At 41.0% G+C, this 18,250-nt stretch carries 21 protein-coding genes, 4 tRNA genes and 1 pseudogene; 17 read left to right on the top strand and 9 right to left on the bottom strand.

All coding sequences use genetic code 11. The features are described from left to right. Positions 1 to 15 precede the first annotated feature (15 nt). The 12 genes and pseudogenes from murB to AC0L6H_RS09605 all read left to right on the top strand — a co-directional run bounded on the left by murB (position 16) and on the right by AC0L6H_RS09605 (position 6,244). Positions 16 to 1,026 (top strand): UDP-N-acetylmuramate dehydrogenase, encoded by a 1,011-nt coding sequence (murB, locus tag AC0L6H_RS09550; RefSeq protein ID WP_473394009.1) that lies wholly within the window; start codon positions 16 to 18, stop codon positions 1,024 to 1,026. Next, a complete protein-coding gene (birA, locus tag AC0L6H_RS09555) occupies positions 1,023 to 2,036 on the top strand; it encodes a bifunctional biotin--[acetyl-CoA-carboxylase] ligase/biotin operon repressor BirA (protein WP_473394010.1) in 1,014 nt (337 codons plus the stop codon). Before murB ends, birA begins: the two co-directional genes overlap by 4 nt. Beyond that, positions 2,005 to 2,799 (top strand): type III pantothenate kinase, encoded by a 795-nt coding sequence (locus AC0L6H_RS09560; protein WP_473394012.1) that lies wholly within the window; start codon positions 2,005 to 2,007, stop codon positions 2,797 to 2,799. The genes birA and AC0L6H_RS09560 overlap by 32 nt, the downstream gene beginning before the upstream one ends. A 127-nt stretch (positions 2,800 to 2,926) precedes the next feature. Then, positions 2,927 to 3,002: transfer RNA gene (locus AC0L6H_RS09565), tRNA-Thr, on the top strand. A gap of 9 nt (positions 3,003 to 3,011) precedes the next feature. Then, positions 3,012 to 3,096 (top strand) — tRNA-Tyr (locus tag AC0L6H_RS09570). A 39-nt stretch (positions 3,097 to 3,135) separates the two neighbouring features. Further along, a tRNA-Gly gene (locus tag AC0L6H_RS09575) sits at positions 3,136 to 3,210 on the top strand. Between the two features lie 4 nt (positions 3,211 to 3,214). Further along, a tRNA-Thr gene (locus tag AC0L6H_RS09580) sits at positions 3,215 to 3,290 on the top strand. A gap of 46 nt (positions 3,291 to 3,336) precedes the next feature. Then, positions 3,337 to 4,521 (top strand): elongation factor Tu, encoded by a 1,185-nt coding sequence (gene tuf / locus AC0L6H_RS09585; protein WP_473394013.1) that lies wholly within the window; start codon positions 3,337 to 3,339, stop codon positions 4,519 to 4,521. A 125-nt stretch (positions 4,522 to 4,646) separates the two neighbouring features. Beyond that, positions 4,647 to 5,150 (top strand): hypothetical protein, encoded by a 504-nt coding sequence (locus tag AC0L6H_RS09590; protein ID WP_473394015.1) that lies wholly within the window; start codon positions 4,647 to 4,649, stop codon positions 5,148 to 5,150. A gap of 120 nt (positions 5,151 to 5,270) precedes the next feature. After that, a complete protein-coding gene (locus AC0L6H_RS09595) occupies positions 5,271 to 5,582 on the top strand; it encodes a hypothetical protein (RefSeq protein ID WP_473394017.1) in 312 nt (103 codons plus the stop codon). A 36-nt stretch (positions 5,583 to 5,618) separates the two neighbouring features. Continuing rightward, on the top strand, positions 5,619 to 6,026 hold the full coding sequence (locus tag AC0L6H_RS09600) for a hypothetical protein (RefSeq protein ID WP_473394019.1): 408 nt from the start codon (positions 5,619 to 5,621) through the stop codon (positions 6,024 to 6,026). After that, positions 6,027 to 6,244, top strand: a pseudogene (locus AC0L6H_RS09605) (DUF6500 family protein). A gap of 20 nt (positions 6,245 to 6,264) precedes the next feature. Here AC0L6H_RS09605 and ppiC read toward each other — a convergent pair. Continuing rightward, entirely contained in the window at positions 6,265 to 6,543 is a 279-nt protein-coding gene (gene ppiC / locus AC0L6H_RS09610; protein ID WP_473394020.1) for a peptidylprolyl isomerase PpiC, read from the bottom strand. Between the two features lie 219 nt (positions 6,544 to 6,762). On the opposite strand from ppiC, the gene AC0L6H_RS09615 reads away from it, so the two are divergent. After that, positions 6,763 to 7,707 (top strand): DUF4861 family protein, encoded by a 945-nt coding sequence (locus AC0L6H_RS09615; protein WP_473394022.1) that lies wholly within the window; start codon positions 6,763 to 6,765, stop codon positions 7,705 to 7,707. Positions 7,708 to 7,749: 42 nt separating this feature from the next. Here AC0L6H_RS09615 and AC0L6H_RS09620 read toward each other — a convergent pair whose 3' ends face one another. Further along, the gene (locus tag AC0L6H_RS09620; protein WP_473394023.1) at positions 7,750 to 8,769 is read right to left on the bottom strand and encodes a GGDEF domain-containing protein; all 1,020 of its coding nucleotides are present in this window, start codon (positions 8,767 to 8,769) and stop codon (positions 7,750 to 7,752) included. Positions 8,770 to 9,089: 320 nt separating this feature from the next. Continuing rightward, entirely contained in the window at positions 9,090 to 9,824 is a 735-nt protein-coding gene (locus AC0L6H_RS09625) for a FadR/GntR family transcriptional regulator (protein ID WP_473394025.1), read from the bottom strand. 154 nt (positions 9,825 to 9,978) lie between these two features. On the opposite strand from AC0L6H_RS09625, the gene AC0L6H_RS09630 reads away from it, so the two are divergent. Then, positions 9,979 to 10,590 (top strand): fumarylacetoacetate hydrolase family protein, encoded by a 612-nt coding sequence (locus AC0L6H_RS09630; protein ID WP_473394026.1) that lies wholly within the window; start codon positions 9,979 to 9,981, stop codon positions 10,588 to 10,590. A 198-nt stretch (positions 10,591 to 10,788) separates the two neighbouring features. After that, entirely contained in the window at positions 10,789 to 11,142 is a 354-nt protein-coding gene (locus AC0L6H_RS09635; RefSeq protein ID WP_473394027.1) for a DUF4870 family protein, read from the top strand. A 102-nt stretch (positions 11,143 to 11,244) separates the two neighbouring features. Here the strand turns inward: AC0L6H_RS09635 and AC0L6H_RS09640 are convergent, their stop codons facing one another. Together AC0L6H_RS09640 and AC0L6H_RS09645 are read right to left on the bottom strand one after the other, a co-directional pair. Then, complete coding sequence (locus tag AC0L6H_RS09640) at positions 11,245 to 11,442, bottom strand: helix-turn-helix transcriptional regulator (RefSeq protein WP_473394028.1); 198 nt, start codon at positions 11,440 to 11,442, stop codon at positions 11,245 to 11,247. Next, complete coding sequence (locus AC0L6H_RS09645; protein WP_473394030.1) at positions 11,439 to 11,858, bottom strand: hypothetical protein; 420 nt, start codon at positions 11,856 to 11,858, stop codon at positions 11,439 to 11,441. Before AC0L6H_RS09645 ends, AC0L6H_RS09640 begins: the two co-directional genes overlap by 4 nt. 177 nt (positions 11,859 to 12,035) lie before the next feature. Between AC0L6H_RS09645 and chrA the strand changes: the two genes are divergently transcribed. After that, complete coding sequence (chrA, locus tag AC0L6H_RS09650; protein WP_473394031.1) at positions 12,036 to 13,274, top strand: chromate efflux transporter; 1,239 nt, start codon at positions 12,036 to 12,038, stop codon at positions 13,272 to 13,274. A gap of 113 nt (positions 13,275 to 13,387) precedes the next feature. Here chrA and AC0L6H_RS09655 read toward each other — a convergent pair whose 3' ends face one another. The 4 genes from AC0L6H_RS09655 to AC0L6H_RS09670 form a co-directional block, all read right to left on the bottom strand. Further along, complete coding sequence (locus AC0L6H_RS09655) at positions 13,388 to 14,260, bottom strand: AEC family transporter (protein ID WP_473394032.1); 873 nt, start codon at positions 14,258 to 14,260, stop codon at positions 13,388 to 13,390. 27 nt (positions 14,261 to 14,287) lie between these two features. Continuing rightward, the gene (locus AC0L6H_RS09660) at positions 14,288 to 14,755 is read right to left on the bottom strand and encodes an SRPBCC family protein (RefSeq protein ID WP_473394034.1); all 468 of its coding nucleotides are present in this window, start codon (positions 14,753 to 14,755) and stop codon (positions 14,288 to 14,290) included. Positions 14,756 to 14,769: 14 nt separating this feature from the next. Further along, the gene (locus AC0L6H_RS09665) at positions 14,770 to 16,299 is read right to left on the bottom strand and encodes an AMP-binding protein (protein WP_473394035.1); all 1,530 of its coding nucleotides are present in this window, start codon (positions 16,297 to 16,299) and stop codon (positions 14,770 to 14,772) included. 203 nt (positions 16,300 to 16,502) lie between these two features. Continuing rightward, positions 16,503 to 16,961 carry a hypothetical protein gene (locus tag AC0L6H_RS09670; protein WP_473394036.1) on the bottom strand — a complete coding sequence of 153 codons (459 nt, stop codon included), beginning with the start codon at positions 16,959 to 16,961 and terminating at the stop codon, positions 16,503 to 16,505. A gap of 99 nt (positions 16,962 to 17,060) precedes the next feature. Between AC0L6H_RS09670 and AC0L6H_RS09675 the strand changes: the two genes are divergently transcribed. Continuing rightward, positions 17,061 to 18,242 (top strand): PQQ-dependent sugar dehydrogenase, encoded by a 1,182-nt coding sequence (locus AC0L6H_RS09675; protein WP_473394038.1) that lies wholly within the window; start codon positions 17,061 to 17,063, stop codon positions 18,240 to 18,242. Positions 18,243 to 18,250 lie beyond the last annotated feature (8 nt).

Genomic DNA, 18,250 nt, shown 5'->3' on the forward strand with positions numbered 1-18,250 from the left:
ACAAGACCTTCACTATTGGATTCGCTCAAGTCTTTACATACATTTTCCTTGCAAGCGCATTGCTTGGCTATTAAGACCATCGATTCGGTTGATAGTTTAATTCGTGCTATCGATGAAATAACAAATAGCAAAAGAAATACAGAATATTTGGTGCTTGGAGAAGGCAGTAACACTGTATTTGTTGAAGATTACCCTTTTATGATTATTCGCAATAAAATAAAGGGTATTAAACTTAGTGAAAGTGAAAGCGACTACCAATTAGCAGTGGGCGCGGGAGAAAATTGGCATGAACTCGTTTCGTTTTGTATGCAAAATGATGTTGGTGGCTTTGAGAATTTAGCGCTTATCCCAGGTACGGTTGGTGCTTCGCCAATACAAAACATTGGCGCTTATGGAGTTGAAATAGAGCGTTTCATCGACAAAGTCGAATTTTTAGATACCACGACATTAACGCTAAAAAGTTTTTCAAAACAAGAATGTAAATTTGCTTATCGCGAGAGTGTTTTTAAACGTCAAAAGCTAAATCATCGTATTATTACGCGCGTCTTTTATAGCCTACCGAAACGCTACACTTTAGAAACAAGTTACGGTCCGCTTAGTCATCTAAGCGCGCCAAGCCCTAAACGTATATTTGATGAAGTTGTATCCATTAGGCAAAGTAAATTGCCTGATCCTCTAGAGTTTGGCAATGCAGGTAGTTTTTTTAAAAACCCGGTTATTAGCACATCGCACTTTATTGAATTATCCAAAACCTATCCTACTATGCCAAGTTACGTGGTGAATGCCCAAGAGGTAAAAATACCCGCAGCATGGTTAATTGATACATTAGGCTTTAAAGGCAAAAAGGTGGGCAATATCGCGTGCCATATCAATCAACCTTTAGTGTTAGTTAACTTAGGCGATGGTAAAGGCGCAGAGCTGCTTACATTAGCTCGCGAAATAAGAGATGCTGTAAAAAATACCTTCAACATAGAATTGGAAAACGAAGTGCGGCTTATGGGTAAAAAAGGACGAGTGATTTTATGAACAATGCAGGCCCTAAAAGTACACAGAGTAGTCATGCTTTTCGAACCCAATTGATTAAAAAACTACAAGACGGTTCTTTTCAATCGGGTGAAGCCCTTGCCTCTGAGTTTGGTGTAAGCCGCAGTGCTATCTCTAATCATATAAGAGCTTTGAATGCACTTGGGCTTGAGATATTTAGCGTTAAGGGGCGCGGATATAAGCTAGCTTCAGGTTTAGAACTGCTCTCGCACGATGCAATTTTCGAGGCATTACCTGAGGAAAGTAAAAACAAAGGTAATTTAATTTTAGTTGAAAATTTTGTTGGTTCTACTAATGACGTCGTTAAAGAATTATCGCGTAAAGCTTCAGCACCAGAGTCTGGTTTTTGCTGTTTAGCGGAAGCACAAAGCGCAGGTAGGGGGAGGCGAGGACGAACATGGGTTTCACCATATGCGAGCAGTTTGTATATCAGTATGCTCTGGCGATTTGCCAGTGGTTACCAAGCCATGGCAGGCTTGAGTTTAATGGTAGGCGTAGTTGTTAATGAAACACTCAAAGACCTTGGTGTTGATGATTGCCAATTAAAGTGGCCTAACGACATTTACTATCAGGCGCAAAAGCTAGCCGGCATATTAATTGAAGTAGAAGGCCAAATTGGGGCAAGTGCCTCGGCTATAATAGGCATTGGTGTTAACGTAAAATTACCCATTGATGTATCAGGCATCGACCAAGCTTTTACCGATCTAGCCAGTATTAGCGACAAAGATATTAGTCGAAATAGCTTTGCAGCCCTACTTATTGAAAAACTCTGGCAAGCGCTACCTATCTTTGAAAAAGATGGCATGGCACCGTTTATGAATAAGTGGCATACAGCGGATTTGTATTTTAACAAGCCCGTAACGCTTATTTCGGGAGATAATACGACAACTGGCACAAGCAAAGGTATAGACGATACTGGGGCATTGTTACTTGAAATTGATGGCAAGATAGAAGCTTTTCATGGTGGAGAAATTAGTGTTAGACCGGCCTAGCTTACTGCTCGATATTGGCAATACCAGCATTAAATATGCCTGGTATCAATTTCCTAATGCGATTGCTGACTTGCATGTATTACGTACCACCATTGAAAGTTTGCCCGAATTACTCGAACAGGCTTCTGCGTGCTGGCTTTGTAGCGTTGTAGCGGGGGAAACCAATCAGTTAGTGAAAACGCTTTGTAACGAAGCCAACATTCCTTTTACGCAGGTTATGACTGAGGCAACGCAATTTTCAGTCGTCAATGCCTACGCAAAACCCCAAAATATGGGAACCGATCGGTGGATGGCGATTATCGCAGGCAGTGCACTTTGCGACAAAGGTGAAAATAGTCATTATATTGCGATAGATGCCGGTACAGCCATCACCTGTGATTTCGTTGTGGGAAATAAGCATTTAGGTGGCTGGATAGCGCCAGGCTTAAATATGGCGCGTGAGGCCGTGGTAAGTAAAACCAAAAGGGTATTTGACCAAGAACAAATCCTCAGCACCTTGAGTGTGGGTATTGATACACCTCAGTGCGTTGCTCAAGGGGCATTAGCGCAACTCAGTGGTACTTTAACGCAAGCTTGCAAATTAATGCAGACTTATTGTACAAAGTTTGAATTGTATATTAGTGGCGGTGATGCGGCATTGCTCATAAATGCATTTATGACTTTAGAAAAAGATAGCCAAAATTTTACGATTAATTATTTAGAAAATTTAGTGTTAATTGGCTTGGCCAAAGTTGCCCACGAAAATATAGCCCAAAATGGCTAATTTACTAGCAGATTTCGTCTCTTTTCTAAGCAAACGAACATTAATCGAAAAAAAACCTATTTTTTTCACAAAAGACACTTGCACAACAACAATTCTTACTCTAGAATCCGCACCCACTTGATGCAGTGCCGACTTAGCTCAGTTGGTAGAGCAACTGACTTGTAATCAGTAGGTCACCAGTTCGATTCCGGTAGTCGGCACCATCAATCTCTGGAGGGGTACCCAAGCGGTCAACGGGAGCAGACTGTAAATCTGCCGGCTCAGCCTTCGCAGGTTCGAATCCTGCCCCCTCCACCACCTTTTTTTGGAAAAGTTGGTCAGAGAATTTTCGGGAATGCGAGCATCGTATAATGGCTATTACCTCAGCCTTCCAAGCTGATGATGCGGGTTCGATTCCCGCTGCTCGCTCCACGTTGCTGATATGGCTCAGTTGGTAGAGCGCACCCTTGGTAAGGGTGAGGTCGGCAGTTCGAATCTGCCTATCAGCACCATTCTTTGACTTCTTTTTATTAATATTAACTTTGCTAGGAAAAGATAATGGCAAAAGCAAAATTTGAACGTACTAAACCGCATGTGAACGTTGGTACTATTGGCCACGTTGACCACGGTAAAACGACGCTAACTGCAGCAATCACTTCAGTTCTAGCAAAGACTTACGGCGGATCTGCTCAAGCATTCGATCAAATCGATAATGCACCAGAAGAGCGTGAGCGTGGTATTACTATTTCTACATCTCACGTTGAGTATGACACTCCTACACGTCACTACGCACACGTAGATTGTCCTGGACACGCCGATTATGTTAAAAACATGATAACTGGTGCTGCTCAAATGGACGGCGGTATCTTAGTTGTTGCGGCAACTGATGGCCCTATGCCACAAACACGTGAGCACATCTTGTTAGGTCGCCAAGTTGGTATTCCTTACATGATCGTATTCATGAACAAATGTGACATGGTAGACGACGAAGAATTACTAGAGCTAGTAGAAATGGAAGTTCGTGAACTTCTTACTGAATATGAATTCCCAGGTGATGACTTGCCGGTAATTCAAGGTTCAGCACTTAAAGCGCTAGAAGGCGACCCAGTATGGGAAGCAAAAATTGTAGAGTTAGGCGAAGCTTTAGATAACTATATCCCAGAGCCAGAGCGTGACATCGACAAGCCATTCATTCTTCCAATCGAAGATGTGTTCTCAATTTCAGGCCGTGGTACAGTTGTAACTGGTCGTGTTGAGCAAGGTATTGTTAAAGTAGGTGAAGAAGTAGAAATCGTTGGTATTAAAGATACCACTAAAACGACTTGTACTGGTGTTGAAATGTTCCGTAAGCTTCTAGACGAAGGTCGCGCTGGTGAAAACGTTGGTGTTTTACTACGTGGTACTAAGCGTGAAGACGTAGAGCGTGGCCAAGTATTGGCTAAGCCTGGTTCAATCAACCCACACACTAAGTTTGAAGCTGAAGTATACGTACTAAGCAAAGACGAAGGTGGCCGTCATACGCCATTCTTTAAAGGTTACCGTCCACAGTTTTACTTCCGTACAACTGACGTAACAGGTGCTGTAGAGCTACCTGAAGGCGTAGAAATGGTAATGCCTGGTGACAACCTTAAATTCGTAGTAGAGCTAATTGCTCCAATCGCGATGGATGAAGGCTTACGCTTTGCAATCCGTGAAGGTGGCCGTACAGTAGGCGCCGGTGTTGTAGCTAAGATTTTAGACTAATACAACATCCTAAAGAACTGAAAGGGCCGCTTTATAAGCGGCCTTTTTTTATGCCTTGTAGAAAGGAAAGTGATTACCTGATAAACAGGTTTTGTGGAAGGTGTTAGTAGACAAGGAGAAGTAGAATGCCAATTTGGGCTTATGTTTATTGCGGCTTATTTGTAGTTAGTTGTTGTTTTAGTCTTTTTGATAAACAACGATTAAAACGCGCGTATCAAGGCGCAGGCGAAGTTCTTGATGCTTTATGCGGCATTGTGATATTTCTTATTGGTTTTGGTGTTGTACACTTTCAATATTCTGCATTTATTAGTGTGTTATGTTTCGTTTATACATTTGCGTGGTCTTATCATGCCCATAGGCATTATTTAGATTACGAGAAGTTTAAGGCTGATATTCATCGCTCAGCATTTGAAGATCAGGAAAAAAAGCGGATAGAACGCGAAGATGTTAAGATTCATGCGTTAGATGAAAAGGCAGACGCTGCAAATATCGAAGAGCATAGCGAGGAGTATGACTTTGAAGAAACTGAAAAAATAGCGCATTTTTTCTATGTAGGTATTGTTGTCATCTTAGCTATTTTTTTAATACCGTATGTGTATGTTTTTTTAAAGGCAGTGAATGTCGTTTAACGGCGCTAAGGTAACAACACAGGTAGTCAGCAGACCTATTTTCTATACATTAATTATTTACATAGTTAAATTGCGTTAATAATCAACATACATTTAAAAAATGCTAAATGGATAAAGCTAATGACAAAAAGAAGAATCAGTTACTATTTGTTTGTACTTAGTATGTTGGTTATTTTGCTCATATATGCTGCGTATTGGAAAATTGCAAAAGACGAAGTATATTTTTTGTGTACAAACTTTAAGGCAGGGAATGCTGCATCAAGCGTGCTAAGGCAACTAGATACAGCCGATTTGTCAACATATTCAATGACAAAACAGGCTTATGGCACTAATATTGAGTTTAGCAGTAAGCTTAATCTCCGCATGTTTAAGTGCATTATTGCTGTAGATGAAAATGAGAAAGTGATAAGCGCTCGCTTTACATCTTCTTAAACACTAATTTGCTGCTAAGAGGAGTTTGAATAGCAGATGAAACATACAATTTTTACCATAGCGGCTATTGTTGCATTAATATTGGCCTCTCTACTCGGCCTGCTACTCAGCCTCAATTTATTTTTAAATACAGGAAAAATAAATGGCTTAAATAATGTATTCTTATTCATATTTCCAGTCGTGGCTATTTTTAATTTAATTGTAGCATTTAGTATTTTTAAATTGAATTTTCGCTATGTAAAACTCGCTTTTTGGATTTATGCGGTGCAAATAGTGGGGATTCATATACAAAGTTGGGCATTGTCTTTTGTGTTAGGATTTGGCTACCATATCTCTTTTAATCTTGGTTTTGCCAATATTACCTTAAACCTTTTTGCGCTTGTGATGGCTTTACTACTATTCAAAGTCACGCGATACGCAGATAAACATCAATTAGCAAGCTAAATGAATGACACGTTACGCAATAAAATAGTAAGAGTATGCGAACAGAAAATACAGCGTAAAGGTGACGATGTAGGTCTATCGTTTTATGCTTTTTTTCGAACAAAAATGACGATCCTAAAGCGCTAATGGACGTTGCGACTTGGTGGATTCAAACCCATCACTTAGACCATTTTGTAAAAGCTCGCGTGATCAAAGACATGATACTCAAGGGTTTATGATTTGCAGCTATGCTTGATATTTAGTTTCGGTAAAGCGTTTTAATAAGGTGAAAACCAAAGCGTGTTTTAATAGGGCCGTGTACGCATAAAATAGGCTTTTTAAATATCACATCATCAAAAGCCTTTACCATCTGGCCTCGTTTGAATTCACCTAAATCCCCTCCTTTTTTACCGGAAGGACAAATGGAATGTTTTTTTGCTAAGGTCGCAAAATCCTTGCCTTTTTTGAGCTGAATGAGCAACTCGTCGGCCTGCTTTTGAGTTTTTACCAAAATATGTAAGGCGCATGCACTTGCCATAAGATGCCTCTTTGATTTTTTAGATAATGCGATGTAGGCCTAGATTAATTTCATCAAAAGCCAATTTGAAATGTGATCATACAGACTACGCAGCGCATTGACTACAGTTCGTTTTTGTAAGCTATATGCTTATATGATATCTTACCAATATTGTTAGGTGTTATTTAAAGCTCACTGGCGCTTTGTCAGTTTACTATTTTACTTTTTTATGGATTTACTATGTTGAAAAGAACTCTTATTTGTAGCGCTTTAATTAGCGTACTAGCGATTGTTGGCTGCGACAATGCAAACAACACATCAGAACAAGCTGTACAACAAGATGCAAAGCCAATAGTAGAAGCCAGTCAGACTGCACAGAAATCTACATTTGCTCGCTTTGTGCCTGAACGTAAAGATGATTTTGCGTGGGAAAATGACCTTATTGCATTTCGTGCTTATGGCCCTGCGTTGCGCGAAGGGGCTGAAAACGCCGGCGTCGACTGTTGGCTGAAACGAGTGGAATACCCGATTATAAACAGTTGGTACAAAAAGTTCTCTGAAGAAGGGATTACGTATCACAAAGACCATGGTGAAGGTTTAGATAACTACCATGTTGGCTCTTCTGCAGGCTGTGGTGGTACAGCTTTGTGGTTAAATGAAGAGCGCATCGGACTCGAAACCTACACAAGCTACGAAATACTATCAAGTTCACCTGAAGAAACAGTATTTCAATTGACTTATGAAAGGGAGATTAATGGTAGCGTGTATGGTGAAGTAAAAAAAATTACCATTACGCTAGGCAAGCGCCTTTATTTAGCTGAATCAACATTCACTAAAGATGGCGAACCGGCGGCAAATTTACCTATCGCAATTGGAGTAACGACACACGATGGTAAAGCAGAAGCAAGCTACGATGAGCAAGCAGGGTGGTTGATGGCTTGGGAAGAGCTTGATGGTTCAGGTTTGGGCACCGCGGTCAAAGTTGCACCTGGTTCTGTGCGCGAAGTTCGAGTAATCAATAAGCCCGAGAAAAAAGACTATAGCCACGCCTTATTTATTGTAAACACAGATGAGCAAGGCAAAGTAAGTTACACCTCGGGTTATGGTTGGGAAGCCGCAGGTAGCATCACTACGCCTCTTGAGTGGCAAACTTATTTAGAGAACACAAACTTGCTGGCGTTTTAAGTAGAACGATTAATTATGGTCGCATGCTTTTTGCGACCTATATTAGCCTATGAGCGGCATGACCCTGTTACGGCCTAACTCTTTAGCCTTATAAAGCATAGCATCTGCCCTTGCAATAAATTCAAAGTTGCTTTCACTCTGCGTTTTTTGCACAACGCCAGCAGAAACCGTTAGGTTGTCGAGTACCTTGCCTGTTCGCCTGTCTCTTACTGATATACTTTGAATGCTGCGCCTTAATATGTCGGCAGCATGGCGGGATTTTTGTAAGTCGGCACCGGGCATGAGAACTACAAACTCTTCCCCGCCATAGCGAAACACTTGGGCGTCTTCACGACAACCTTGCTGCAGTTTTTTTGCCACTGCTTTTAAGACTAAATCGCCCATTAAATGGCCGTATGTGTCATTTACTATTTTAAAATGGTCTATGTCTATTAGCATTAACGATACTGTATCAATGCTCATCTTACTTTCTAGCTCTGAGTCGAAGTAGCGCCTATTACAAAGGCCAGTGAGGGCGTCATATAATGCCTCATGCTGGCTTTTTTGTAGCTTTAACTTTAGAGATTCGATCTCTTTTTCAGCTTTTACTAATGTGCTACTAAAGCTAATCGTGCTTTGCCTAAGCGCTTTAGATTCTTCAACCATGTTTCGCACTAATTCCATTATTTCTGAGACCGAAAGGTCTTCATTCTCTATTTTGATTAAATTGTCTAAACTGACGTCCATCATTGCTTTAAATTGTGTGGTGTCGGTATGCGTGTCTTTCATAGACGATGATAATTCTTGTAGCATTGCTTCAACGCTTTGACGTAATTCCCAAGCGTCAATCTCTTGTTTCTCGGCTAAATGATGTCTATATAAGGCTTTTGCCTTTACCTCAGAAAGTGGATAGCCTTTGCGCAAACTGTCATCGATATCTTGCTTTAATTGCTCAGATTCGTTTGACACATAGGTATACCAAAGGGCGTAGTTGGTTGGAATAGCGGGAATTTTATGCTTTAACATCAGTGGCACTGTATTTTTGAGGATCTGAAATGATTTCTCAATGTCAGTTTTTGCCATAGGGTTACACCTTTTAGTAATATACTTCTCGCACTGCTTTGCGTTAGGTAACGATTGCGGCAATTTTTTTGCCTTTCAATTTTAACGGCCCCTTTGGATAAGTCTTTAATGCTTGTTGGTGATACATCACAAATTGTTGTTTCTACCACACCCTGTAAAGCCTTGATAAAGTGCGATAAAAATGAATGTTGTCGGCAATTAGTGGTGCTGGCTCTAAACGCCTTCGCCGCTGAAATGTTTTGCGAACTTAAAACCTAAAACGTTAGCCCAATATGACGCCAATTCTTCTCTTACATTCCAACGAATACGACCCCTTGAATTCACTTTGCCCGCATGTGCTGCACAATATTACTATGGCGCTCACGGCTATTACCTAAGTGAAGGGCCATAGCTGACTTTGCAGCAACTTCGTCATGTGCTTCAATTGCATCTGATATTGCAATATGTTCTTCACATATATCATTGAAGAATGTGCTTTGTTCGTTTGATTGGCTATGGTTTAAGATTAGCTCTCGGGCAGGGATAACACCTGAGCCGATAAATTCAATAAAGCGGGTGAAGTAATTGTTGCCTGATGCTCTTGCTATGTTCAGGTGAAACTCAAAGTCTTCGGTACGTCCATTTTCACCCTTTTCCATTTTTTTGTTTACAGCCTTTAGGGCGTCTTTAATGGCTATCATTTGATCTTTTGTGCGATGTTTTGCCGCCATACTCGCCATTTCAATTTCTACAGCCATTCTTAACTCAAGAATTTGAATGGCATCTTCAAAGGAATTGAATTCTTCATCATCAATCGTAAAAAGCTTGTTCTTTTTACGCACCGACACAAAGACTCCTACACCTTGCTTACTTTCAATCAAACCTTCTGCTTTTAAGACCGCTACGGCTTCTCGCACAACCGTGCGACTTACGCCCGCTGCCTTTTCGATATCTTTTGAGGCAGGGAGTTTCGTTCCTACTTCCCAATCGCCTCTTAATATTTGCGCACGCAGCGCATCGGCGAGGTCATTGGTTAAACTCTTGGATTTTTGGATTTGCTTTATGTGTAATGCCATCTTGCTACAAACTTATATAGTAAATTACTTCTTTTAAACGATAGTTGCATAAAGTATGCGCCGTCACAACAAGTTGTTGCTTTTTGTAGGCTTTTACTGTCGAATAAGTGGATAATAGCTACTTGTCTTAGTGAAAAAAAGGACTTAATTTATTATGCATGAGATTCGTTTTAATGGGAATTTGGTCATAGCCTCTAAAGTGGTTTGTGTTGGTCGTAATTATTTAGCCCACATTCAAGAACTTGATAACGAAGTGCCCGACGAGCCCGTTATTTTTTTGAAACCAAATTCATCAATCAGCGATAGTTTACTGACGCATGAACGGGACGAAATTCATTATGAAGGTGAACTATGCTTTTTAATTAAGCAGGGGGAAATTGTAGGCCTTGGTTTTGGATTGGATTTAACGAAGCGCGCACTACAAAAGAAGTTAAAAGAAAAGGGTCTGCCATGGGAGCGGGCGAAAGCATTTGATAATGCCGTGGTGTTTAGTGACTTTGTTTCAGTACCAGAGCGTTTGGAAGACTTGTCGATGGTATTAAGTATAAACAACCGTGTGGTGCAAGAGGGCCATTATTCACTAATGATAAACAAGCCCGAACAGCTTCTAGCAAGTATTAGTGAATTTATGACCTTATTCGACAACGATATTGTGATGACGGGTACGCCAAGTGGTGTAGGTAAAATAGAAAAAGGACAAGTTTTTAAGGGGGAGATATTTAATCAAGGGACTTGTCTGATATCAAAGCAGTGGACCGCCTTGTAAATCATCGCTATATATTGTCTTGGGCCCTCGCAGGAAAGACGATATGCTTTAGTAAACAGTATTATGTGGAAGCAATATTTTCTTATTTTGTGCATATTATGTATGCCAAAAAGGTAAGTCGTGTATGACCTTTCGACTTGATTTGTGCTACAGTATGGCGCAAATAATCCTCGTTTTATAAAGATAAAAGGACTCATCATGAGCGAAGCAGAATTCACAAATACAAATAACAGCGCCGGCATGGCAAAAATAGTATACGTCCTGTACTTAGTGGGCTTAGTCTTCGGTATTACAGGCATTATTGGTGTGGTTATTTCTTACGTAAGCAAAAACGAAGCGCCTGCCTGGTTAAAAACGCATTTCGATTTTCAAATAAGAACGTTCTGGATTGGTTTGCTGTTTATGATTGTTGGCGGAATATTAGCCATTTTTGTGATTGGATATTTGGTATTTCTATTTTGGTTAGTTTGGTTAATCATCCGCTGTGTTAAAGGTTTACAAGCTTTAGACAAACAACAAGCTATTGTAGACCCCAAAAGCTGGATGTTTTAGTCACCAGCAGCCCCACATTAAGCTAATAATTATCCCTCACTTTGCGTTCCCAAAGTGAGGGATATAATATCAAGCAGTTATTGTACTAAAGAGGCACGCGGGCTAAAGGCCTTCATCTTCAAATATTGCCTCAATTTTCAGTTCAAACAAGCGTGAAATTTTAAAAGCCAAGGGTAAGCTAGGATCAAATTTTCCCTTTTCGATTGCATTCACGGTTTGTCTTGATACAAGCAGTTTTTCTGCTAAATCTGCTTGTGTCCAGTCTCTTTCAGCGCGTAAAACCTTTAGTCGATTTCTCATCTATATCTCCTATGCCCCAGAAATGTCGACAGCATAAAGGTAAAGCCCATTACAAAGTAAATATGTGATATCCGCGGCGTAACGCTCAAGAAATCGCCAGCAAAGAACAGAAGTTCATAGCAAACACCAAATACCATCAAAACACCTAAGGTAATTGCGGCGCTCTCTAAAAATATTTTGCGGCCTAATTCGTCTAAACTGCGCAGATGCATAATGTTTGCTCTTATCATGAGGCCACCAGCGCATAAATTAACCAGACAAGATATTACCGTTACTACCGCATTATGTTCCCAAAGAAATTTAGGACCAAAGGCAAGTAAAGCTGTGGTGAGCAACCAAATGCCGGTATAAAAAGCTAATTTCACATTACTCTTCTTCTCATTCTCTGTATAAGTACTAGGTATTTGTTCACTCATAATTTTCTTCCTTTTGTAAAACAGTAGTTACTATATGTAAAGTAGACTTAACTTTATTCCTCTTTTGGATGTGTGTCAAGTGTGTTTTACATAAAGACATGTGTAGTTGATATTAATGCAATCTAATTTATATATCGCTATAGTAGTCAGTATCACCCATTAAGCGTTAAGTAACAGATGAAAGTCGTCGACATATTTTGGATTTTTCTTAAGCTTGGTCTAAGCAGTTTTGGTGGCCCTGTAGCGCATCTTGCCTATTTTAGGACGACTTTTGTAGAGCGTAAAAAATGGTTCACTGAAGCACAATATGCGCATTTGCTCACCGTGTGCCAAACTTTGCCCGGACCTGCCAGTAGCCAGGTAGGCTTTGCAATAGGTCTGCTTCGAGGAGGCTGGTTGGGCGGCTTATCTGCTTTTGTTGCCTTTACACTACCATCAGTCGTTCTATTACTTGTATTTGCAAATAGCCTTTATCTATTTGATTCAGAAATAGGGCAGGCGGGCTTAAAGGGCTTGGCTATTCTAGCCTTCTTAGTGGTAACGCAAGCAGTAATAGGCATGAGTAAACAGTTGCTTAGCGTTCCCATTACATGGTGTTTAGCGCTCGCTATGTTTTCCTTGGTATTGCTAAGCAACTCATTAATTTTTCAATTTATTGGGATTGTGCTTTGTGCAATATGCTGCGCAATTCTTGCACCCGCAATTAGAGATAGCGAAAAATCCGAAGGCGGTGCTTTAGGCTTTTCACAAAGCCATGTCTCGCTATCGTTGAAAACGAGCTGGATAGCTAGCGCTATTTTTGTTGTTATTAGTTTATTGGTCGTTGCTAATCCATTGAATATAAACGCTTATTTCTACGAGCATGCTGCAGCATATTATAGCTCTGGTGCCATGGTGTTTGGGGGTGGGCATGTGGTGTTACCATTTTTAGAGCAAGCTACCGTCAGTGAAGGCCTAGTAACTAAAGACGCTTTTTTAGCAGGGTATGGTGCGACACAAGCTATGCCCGGACCGATGTTTTCCTTTGCGGCGTACTTAGGCTATATGGGGGAGTTACATCAGCAAACTATACTGTCATCACAAAGCGCTACACTTAGTGCGCTAGGTAGCGCATTTTGGGCAACCTTGTTTATCTTTTTGCCAGGATTTTTGTTGTTAGCAGCAGTGTTGCCTATATCCCAAAAACTTTTTAAGCATCCTAAGCTTAGCTCTGCATTTATGGGGGCGAATGCTGCCGTGGTGGGGCTTCTAGCTGCGACCTTGTATGACCCAATATTTGTTCACGCGATACAAAGCAAAGAAGACCTAGTAATTGCCGCTATTGGCTTTATTGCGTTAACGCGGTTCAAAATTCCTATGCTTGCTCTACTGTGTTTATGTCTATTTTTAAGTGTTGCAGTAGCACTGTTCATGTAGCTAAAAAACCAAAGCTAAAGGCAGATTCACTTATTTTGGTCATTAGACAAAAGCGCTAACTAATGCAAAACCAAGCAAAGTGAAGGGGACAGATAATACGGTACTTATTGCAATTATTTGTGCAGCCAGTTGATGATTCCCCCTATTTTTCGAACCATGACGTAACTCGCTGCAGCGGTAGGACTTATAGCCATTAAAAATATGACCATCAAAGGCATGTCTTCAATCCCGGCTAAAACGGCAATGACCACAACAATAAAAGGGTAAACCACGCATTTTACGAAAATACTAAAGGTAGCAGAAATGCCATTTTGGCGCATCGTTGAAAATCGCAGCGCAGCACCTGTGCATAAAAGTGCGAGTGGTAGCGTTAATTGGGCAAAATAGTCTGCGCTGTTAGTGACAATAGCAGGTAAATCTATTTCTAAAATAGAAACGAGTAGGCCAGCAATAATTGAAAGTATAATCGGGTTACTGGCTATGTCTTTACAGATTTTGACATACGACGTGTCTTTGTTCTGAAATACATTGAGCACGGCCACCGAGACTAAGTTATAAATGATAGTGAGGCCGCCTAAATAGACGGAACCATAGGCGAGGCCTTCATCCCCATAGGCATTGGCACAATACGCAAGGCCAATAATCCCCATATTCGATCTAAAAGCGCCTTGTATGACAACGCCTCTGTCATCTTTGTTTTTTATTAGCAAAGGCGTAACAATTAACATTAACAGCACAACTAGCATGGTCCCGCCAATGCCAACAGAAATCACCTTCAGGTTTGCCAACTGGCCAACAGAACTAGTACTGATGGTACTAAAAAGTAAAGCGGGAAGCGCAAAGTTAAAAACTAAGCGAGAGGCCTTTTCAACAAAGGCTTCATCTAGGGTTCCGTATTTGTAAAGTCCATAACCAAAGGCGATCATTAAAATAACGGGGCCAATAACCGCCACGGCAAAAGTGAAAAAGTCTAAATTAGGCTGCAAAAGGAAGGATGCCTTCTAAGGTTGTTATTAAAGATTATCTATATACTTTAATATACTACCAAAAGCCCGCGCACCATTCTTCTGAATTTGCTTATCAAAAAATAAACGACCTATTAAAAATGAGGTAATTCGTCCTTTTGATATCCACTTAACGTACGTTTTCCCAGCTAACTCGCTCATGTGTACTTCGCCCACATGATGGTCATATGGCAATGGCGTTGAATATACAATTTTGTAGCCCAATAACGCTTCTTTCGTACCCTTTTCAGCGCACTGTTTGGGTTTCTCATAGCGGACAATTTCTTCATGCAGGGTGGCTCGGCCGGCAACAACTTCTCTTAAGGCGCCTACCCCATTTTTATCTTCTACACCTTCTTTTATCAGCCTAGATGCATCAACTCCTCTAAACTGCGCATAATTAGCGTGATCGGTAACTAAAGAAAATACATCTTCAATGGGTTTATCAATTGTTCTTTCTACACAGATATTGAACACTTTTTCACGCTCACTTATCGAAGTTCTCGTCGCAGGATTTTGCCAACGGTTGATTTAGGTAGTTCGTCTAACACCTTAAATTCCTTAGGGATTTTATAAGCTGTTAAAAACTCTCTACAATGTTTTTCTAACGCTTTCTCATCTACCGCTTCGCTTAGTGTCACAAAAGCACATACGCGCTCTTGAGAGTGATCGTCGGGTTTGCCAATAACAGCCGCTTCTAAGACATTAGGGTGGCGGCACAATACATCTTCTATTTCATTTGGATAAACATTAAAGCCCGACACAATAATCATGTCTTTTAAGCGGTCAACAATCTTGATACAACCATTAGGGAGTCGTACGCCAACGTCGCCAGTTTTGAAGTAGCCGTCTACGGTCATTACTTTTGCCGTTTCATCGTCTCGCTGCCAATAGCCCTTCATCACTTGCGGGCCTTTGGCTGCAATTTGTCCTTCTTCACCATCAGCAACGGGCTTGTCATTACTATCGAGCATTTGAATATCGGTGTTATCGAGCGGATATCCAACAGTGCCAATTTCTTCTTTTCCAGGAATATTAAAGGACAATACCGGGGCCGTTTCAGATAAACCATAGCCCTCGGTTACAGAACAACCCGTGGTTTTTTCCCAAAGTTCGGCGGCGGACCGTGTCAAAGCAGTCCCACCCGACATCGTTATATGAAGTTTTGAAAAGTCTAACTTGGCAAAGTCAGGGTGCTGACACAAACCCATAAAGAGTGTATTGATACCGGCAAATGCTGTAAATTTGTGAGCTTTTAAGCTATCGACAAAACCATTCATATCGCGCGGGTTTGGTATTAGCAAGACCATGGCACCTTTAGCGAAAAAGGTCATCATGCAGACCGTGAAAGCGTAGATGTGGTAAAGCGGAAGCGGGCAGACTACGAGCTCCTCTCCTTCAGCAAAGGTTTTGCCTAGTCGATTTAAGGTTTGAATACTATTTGATAATACGTTCTTATGGCTTAGCTCCGCGCCTTTCGATACGCCCGTTGTTCCGCCTGTGTACTGCAAAATGCAGGCATCGTCTAGGGAATTGTTTACTCGTTTAGGGCTAGATGAGTCGCTCACAGTGTCAAATATTTCAGTATAGCAAGGGTAGTCTACCGAGGTGACGGCTTTGTTGTCTAATAGCTGCGTTGCACTTGTGACAATTACGGTATCAATATTTACATCAACGGCAATTGCTTCGTATTTCGGCAATAAGTCACTGAGAATGACAAGGGCTGTGGTACCTGAATCATTGAATTGATGCTTCATTTCGGCAGAGGTATACAAGGGATTTGTATTGACCACGATTAATCCCGCTCGTAACGCGCCATACACGGCGATGGGATGCTGAATTAAGTTGGGTAGTTGTATTGCTATCCGGTCACCTGCTTTTAGCTTTGTATGATTGAGTAAATAATGGGCAAAGCGTGCTGACAAATTATCTATTTCTGCAAAGGTTTTCGTTTGTCCTAAAGCGCTGTAGCATGGCCGTGACGCATACTTTAAAAAGGTTTCTTCAATGTAATCAGCCAAGCTGTTTATATGGGGGGAATTAGATTTGCGGCACTGCTATCTTGCTGGTTTACACTCATGTCATCCTCTCATCGCTAATAGTGTCTAATGCTGTAATACAAGGCAAATTTTGCTGCCCATATGAAGTTTCACATGGGACTTATGTTATATAGTTAACACAATTATTACAATTTGGGATCATTACACTTATGATGAGTTGCTTATCAATTTCCTGAATGTAAGCGTCGATTATTGTTTTTACGGAAATACATAAAGCAAAGCCCACCGAGAAGGCCCGCTAAGATCTGCAACAAAATACCTAAAACTGAACGAGCACCTGCTAATAGCGTAACGCCTAAAACCGGTTGCATGGCCAATAGAATAACGGCCATTACTGTTGCGCCAGCCAAAACATATAAGCCAAAAGATTGTAGACTAGTGTAGTGGCGTATTAGTTTTGCGATACCAAAGCCCAGGGCAAGACCTATGCAGATGATGATGCCATAGCTCGGTAGTAGACCTAGTAAATCCTGCCAAGTCATATAGGCTCTGTCGCTAAGCGTCACATCAATATCAAGGTCGGTAAGTGAGGCTAAGACCATTTGGGTTTGAAATATGCAAGCGGCAAGGATAGTCACGAGGGCTGACACGATAAAATGTTGCAATAAAACAAGCTTTTTCATAAAAACTCTTTGTTATGGATAGTCATTTGCATGCTAGTATTATTTCCATCATAGTGGTTTTATGTCACTTGAGGCAAGCACAGGGTGAAAATTAGGATAATGCAACGATTCAAACGTATACAGGTGAGGGCAGCGCGAGCCTTTGCTCTTCCAATCTTGTTTATTGCGTTTTTTGCCATAGTGGCGACACTGCAATCTTCTCAAGTTTATAGCAGCACTGAGACAAATCAGGGCTTGTCCTTACATCCCTTCGTTGAAGATTTGCCGCCATCTTGGGCAATAAAAGTAAGTCCTGATAATTACCTTTACGTGACTAAGCGCAGTGGCCAATTAGCCAAATATAATATGCAAGCTCAATTAGTTGGTGAAATTGATTTACAATTGCCTGACTTATTTTATAAAGGTCAAGGCGGTTTGATGGCAATTGCTTTTCATCCTGATTTTTACAATCAGCCTTGGGTTTACCTCTCTTATTCTTTTGGGACGAGTGACCGCAATGGATTGAAAGTAATTCGAATTTTGTTGAAAGAACCCGCTGAAAATGGCTTAGCAATAGTCAAAAAAGAAAGCATCTTTGAACAGGTTGATTTGCGCAACACACCTGTCCATTACGGGGCCAGACTAGCTTTTATGGCAGACAAAAGCTTATTGGTCAGTACCGGTGACGGATTCGACTTTAGAGAAAAGGCACAAAAAATGTCATCTGATATGGGCAAAGTGCTAAGACTTAGTGACACCGGCACCATTCCTTCGGATAACCCTTACGTTGATGCGAAGAGTTTCACAGAACGGGCAATATTTAGTCTTGGTCATCGAAACCCGCAAGGTTTGATTGTACTGCCTAATAATCGAGTGATCGCCCATGAGCATGGCCCTGCCGGTGGCGATGAAATCAACATTATTGAGCCAAGCCTAAACTATGGATGGCCAGTTATTACCCAAGGTAAAGATTACATAGGTAGCTTAATAACGCCATTTACTGAATATCCAGGAATGCAGCAACCCAATTACGATTGGACACCTTCGATCGCGCCATCGGGCATGGATTATTACAGCGCTGCTGCCATACCGCAGTTTACAGGTCGTCTTTTGGTGACATCTCTAAAGTTTAAACAATTGCATAGCTTAAATATTGAAGGCGACCAAATAGGTGACCAGCGCATCCTATTTTCTGGTAGTGAATACAGAATGCGCGATGTTTGCATTTCAAGCAGTGGGCGTGTTTTCATCTTAAGCGACGGCAATGATGCAACTATTTTTGAAGTACTTATCACACATTAGTATTATGT

The sequence above is a fragment of the Glaciecola sp. G7-5 genome, from assembly GCF_055808975.1.

Bases quoted from the DNA above. Each gene is read 5' to 3' on its own strand.
- AC0L6H_RS09640 (WP_473394028.1), bottom strand. From the start codon at position 11,442: ATGAGAAATCGACTAAAGGTTTTACGCGCTGAAAGAGACTGGACACAA.
- AC0L6H_RS09645 (WP_473394030.1), bottom strand. From the start codon at position 11,858: ATGAGTGAACAAATACCTAGTACTTATACAGAGAATGAGAAGAAGAGT.
- ppiC (WP_473394020.1), bottom strand. From the start codon at position 6,543: ATGGCAAGTGCATGCGCCTTACATATTTTGGTAAAAACTCAAAAGCAG.
- AC0L6H_RS09620 (WP_473394023.1), bottom strand. From the start codon at position 8,769: ATGGCAAAAACTGACATTGAGAAATCATTTCAGATCCTCAAAAATACA.
- AC0L6H_RS09670 (WP_473394036.1), bottom strand. From the start codon at position 16,961: ATGAAAAAGCTTGTTTTATTGCAACATTTTATCGTGTCAGCCCTCGTG.
- AC0L6H_RS09595 (WP_473394017.1), top strand. From the start codon at position 5,271: ATGACAAAAAGAAGAATCAGTTACTATTTGTTTGTACTTAGTATGTTG.
- AC0L6H_RS09600 (WP_473394019.1), top strand. From the start codon at position 5,619: ATGAAACATACAATTTTTACCATAGCGGCTATTGTTGCATTAATATTG.
- AC0L6H_RS09635 (WP_473394027.1), top strand. From the start codon at position 10,789: ATGAGCGAAGCAGAATTCACAAATACAAATAACAGCGCCGGCATGGCA.
- AC0L6H_RS09560 (WP_473394012.1), top strand. From the start codon at position 2,005: ATGGTGGAGAAATTAGTGTTAGACCGGCCTAGCTTACTGCTCGATATT.
- AC0L6H_RS09615 (WP_473394022.1), top strand. From the start codon at position 6,763: ATGTTGAAAAGAACTCTTATTTGTAGCGCTTTAATTAGCGTACTAGCG.
- AC0L6H_RS09675 (WP_473394038.1), top strand. From the start codon at position 17,061: ATGCAACGATTCAAACGTATACAGGTGAGGGCAGCGCGAGCCTTTGCT.
- chrA (WP_473394031.1), top strand. From the start codon at position 12,036: ATGAAAGTCGTCGACATATTTTGGATTTTTCTTAAGCTTGGTCTAAGC.
- tuf (WP_473394013.1), top strand. From the start codon at position 3,337: ATGGCAAAAGCAAAATTTGAACGTACTAAACCGCATGTGAACGTTGGT.
- AC0L6H_RS09630 (WP_473394026.1), top strand. From the start codon at position 9,979: ATGCATGAGATTCGTTTTAATGGGAATTTGGTCATAGCCTCTAAAGTG.
- birA (WP_473394010.1), top strand. From the start codon at position 1,023: ATGAACAATGCAGGCCCTAAAAGTACACAGAGTAGTCATGCTTTTCGA.
- AC0L6H_RS09590 (WP_473394015.1), top strand. From the start codon at position 4,647: ATGCCAATTTGGGCTTATGTTTATTGCGGCTTATTTGTAGTTAGTTGT.
- AC0L6H_RS09625 (WP_473394025.1), bottom strand. From the start codon at position 9,824: ATGGCATTACACATAAAGCAAATCCAAAAATCCAAGAGTTTAACCAAT.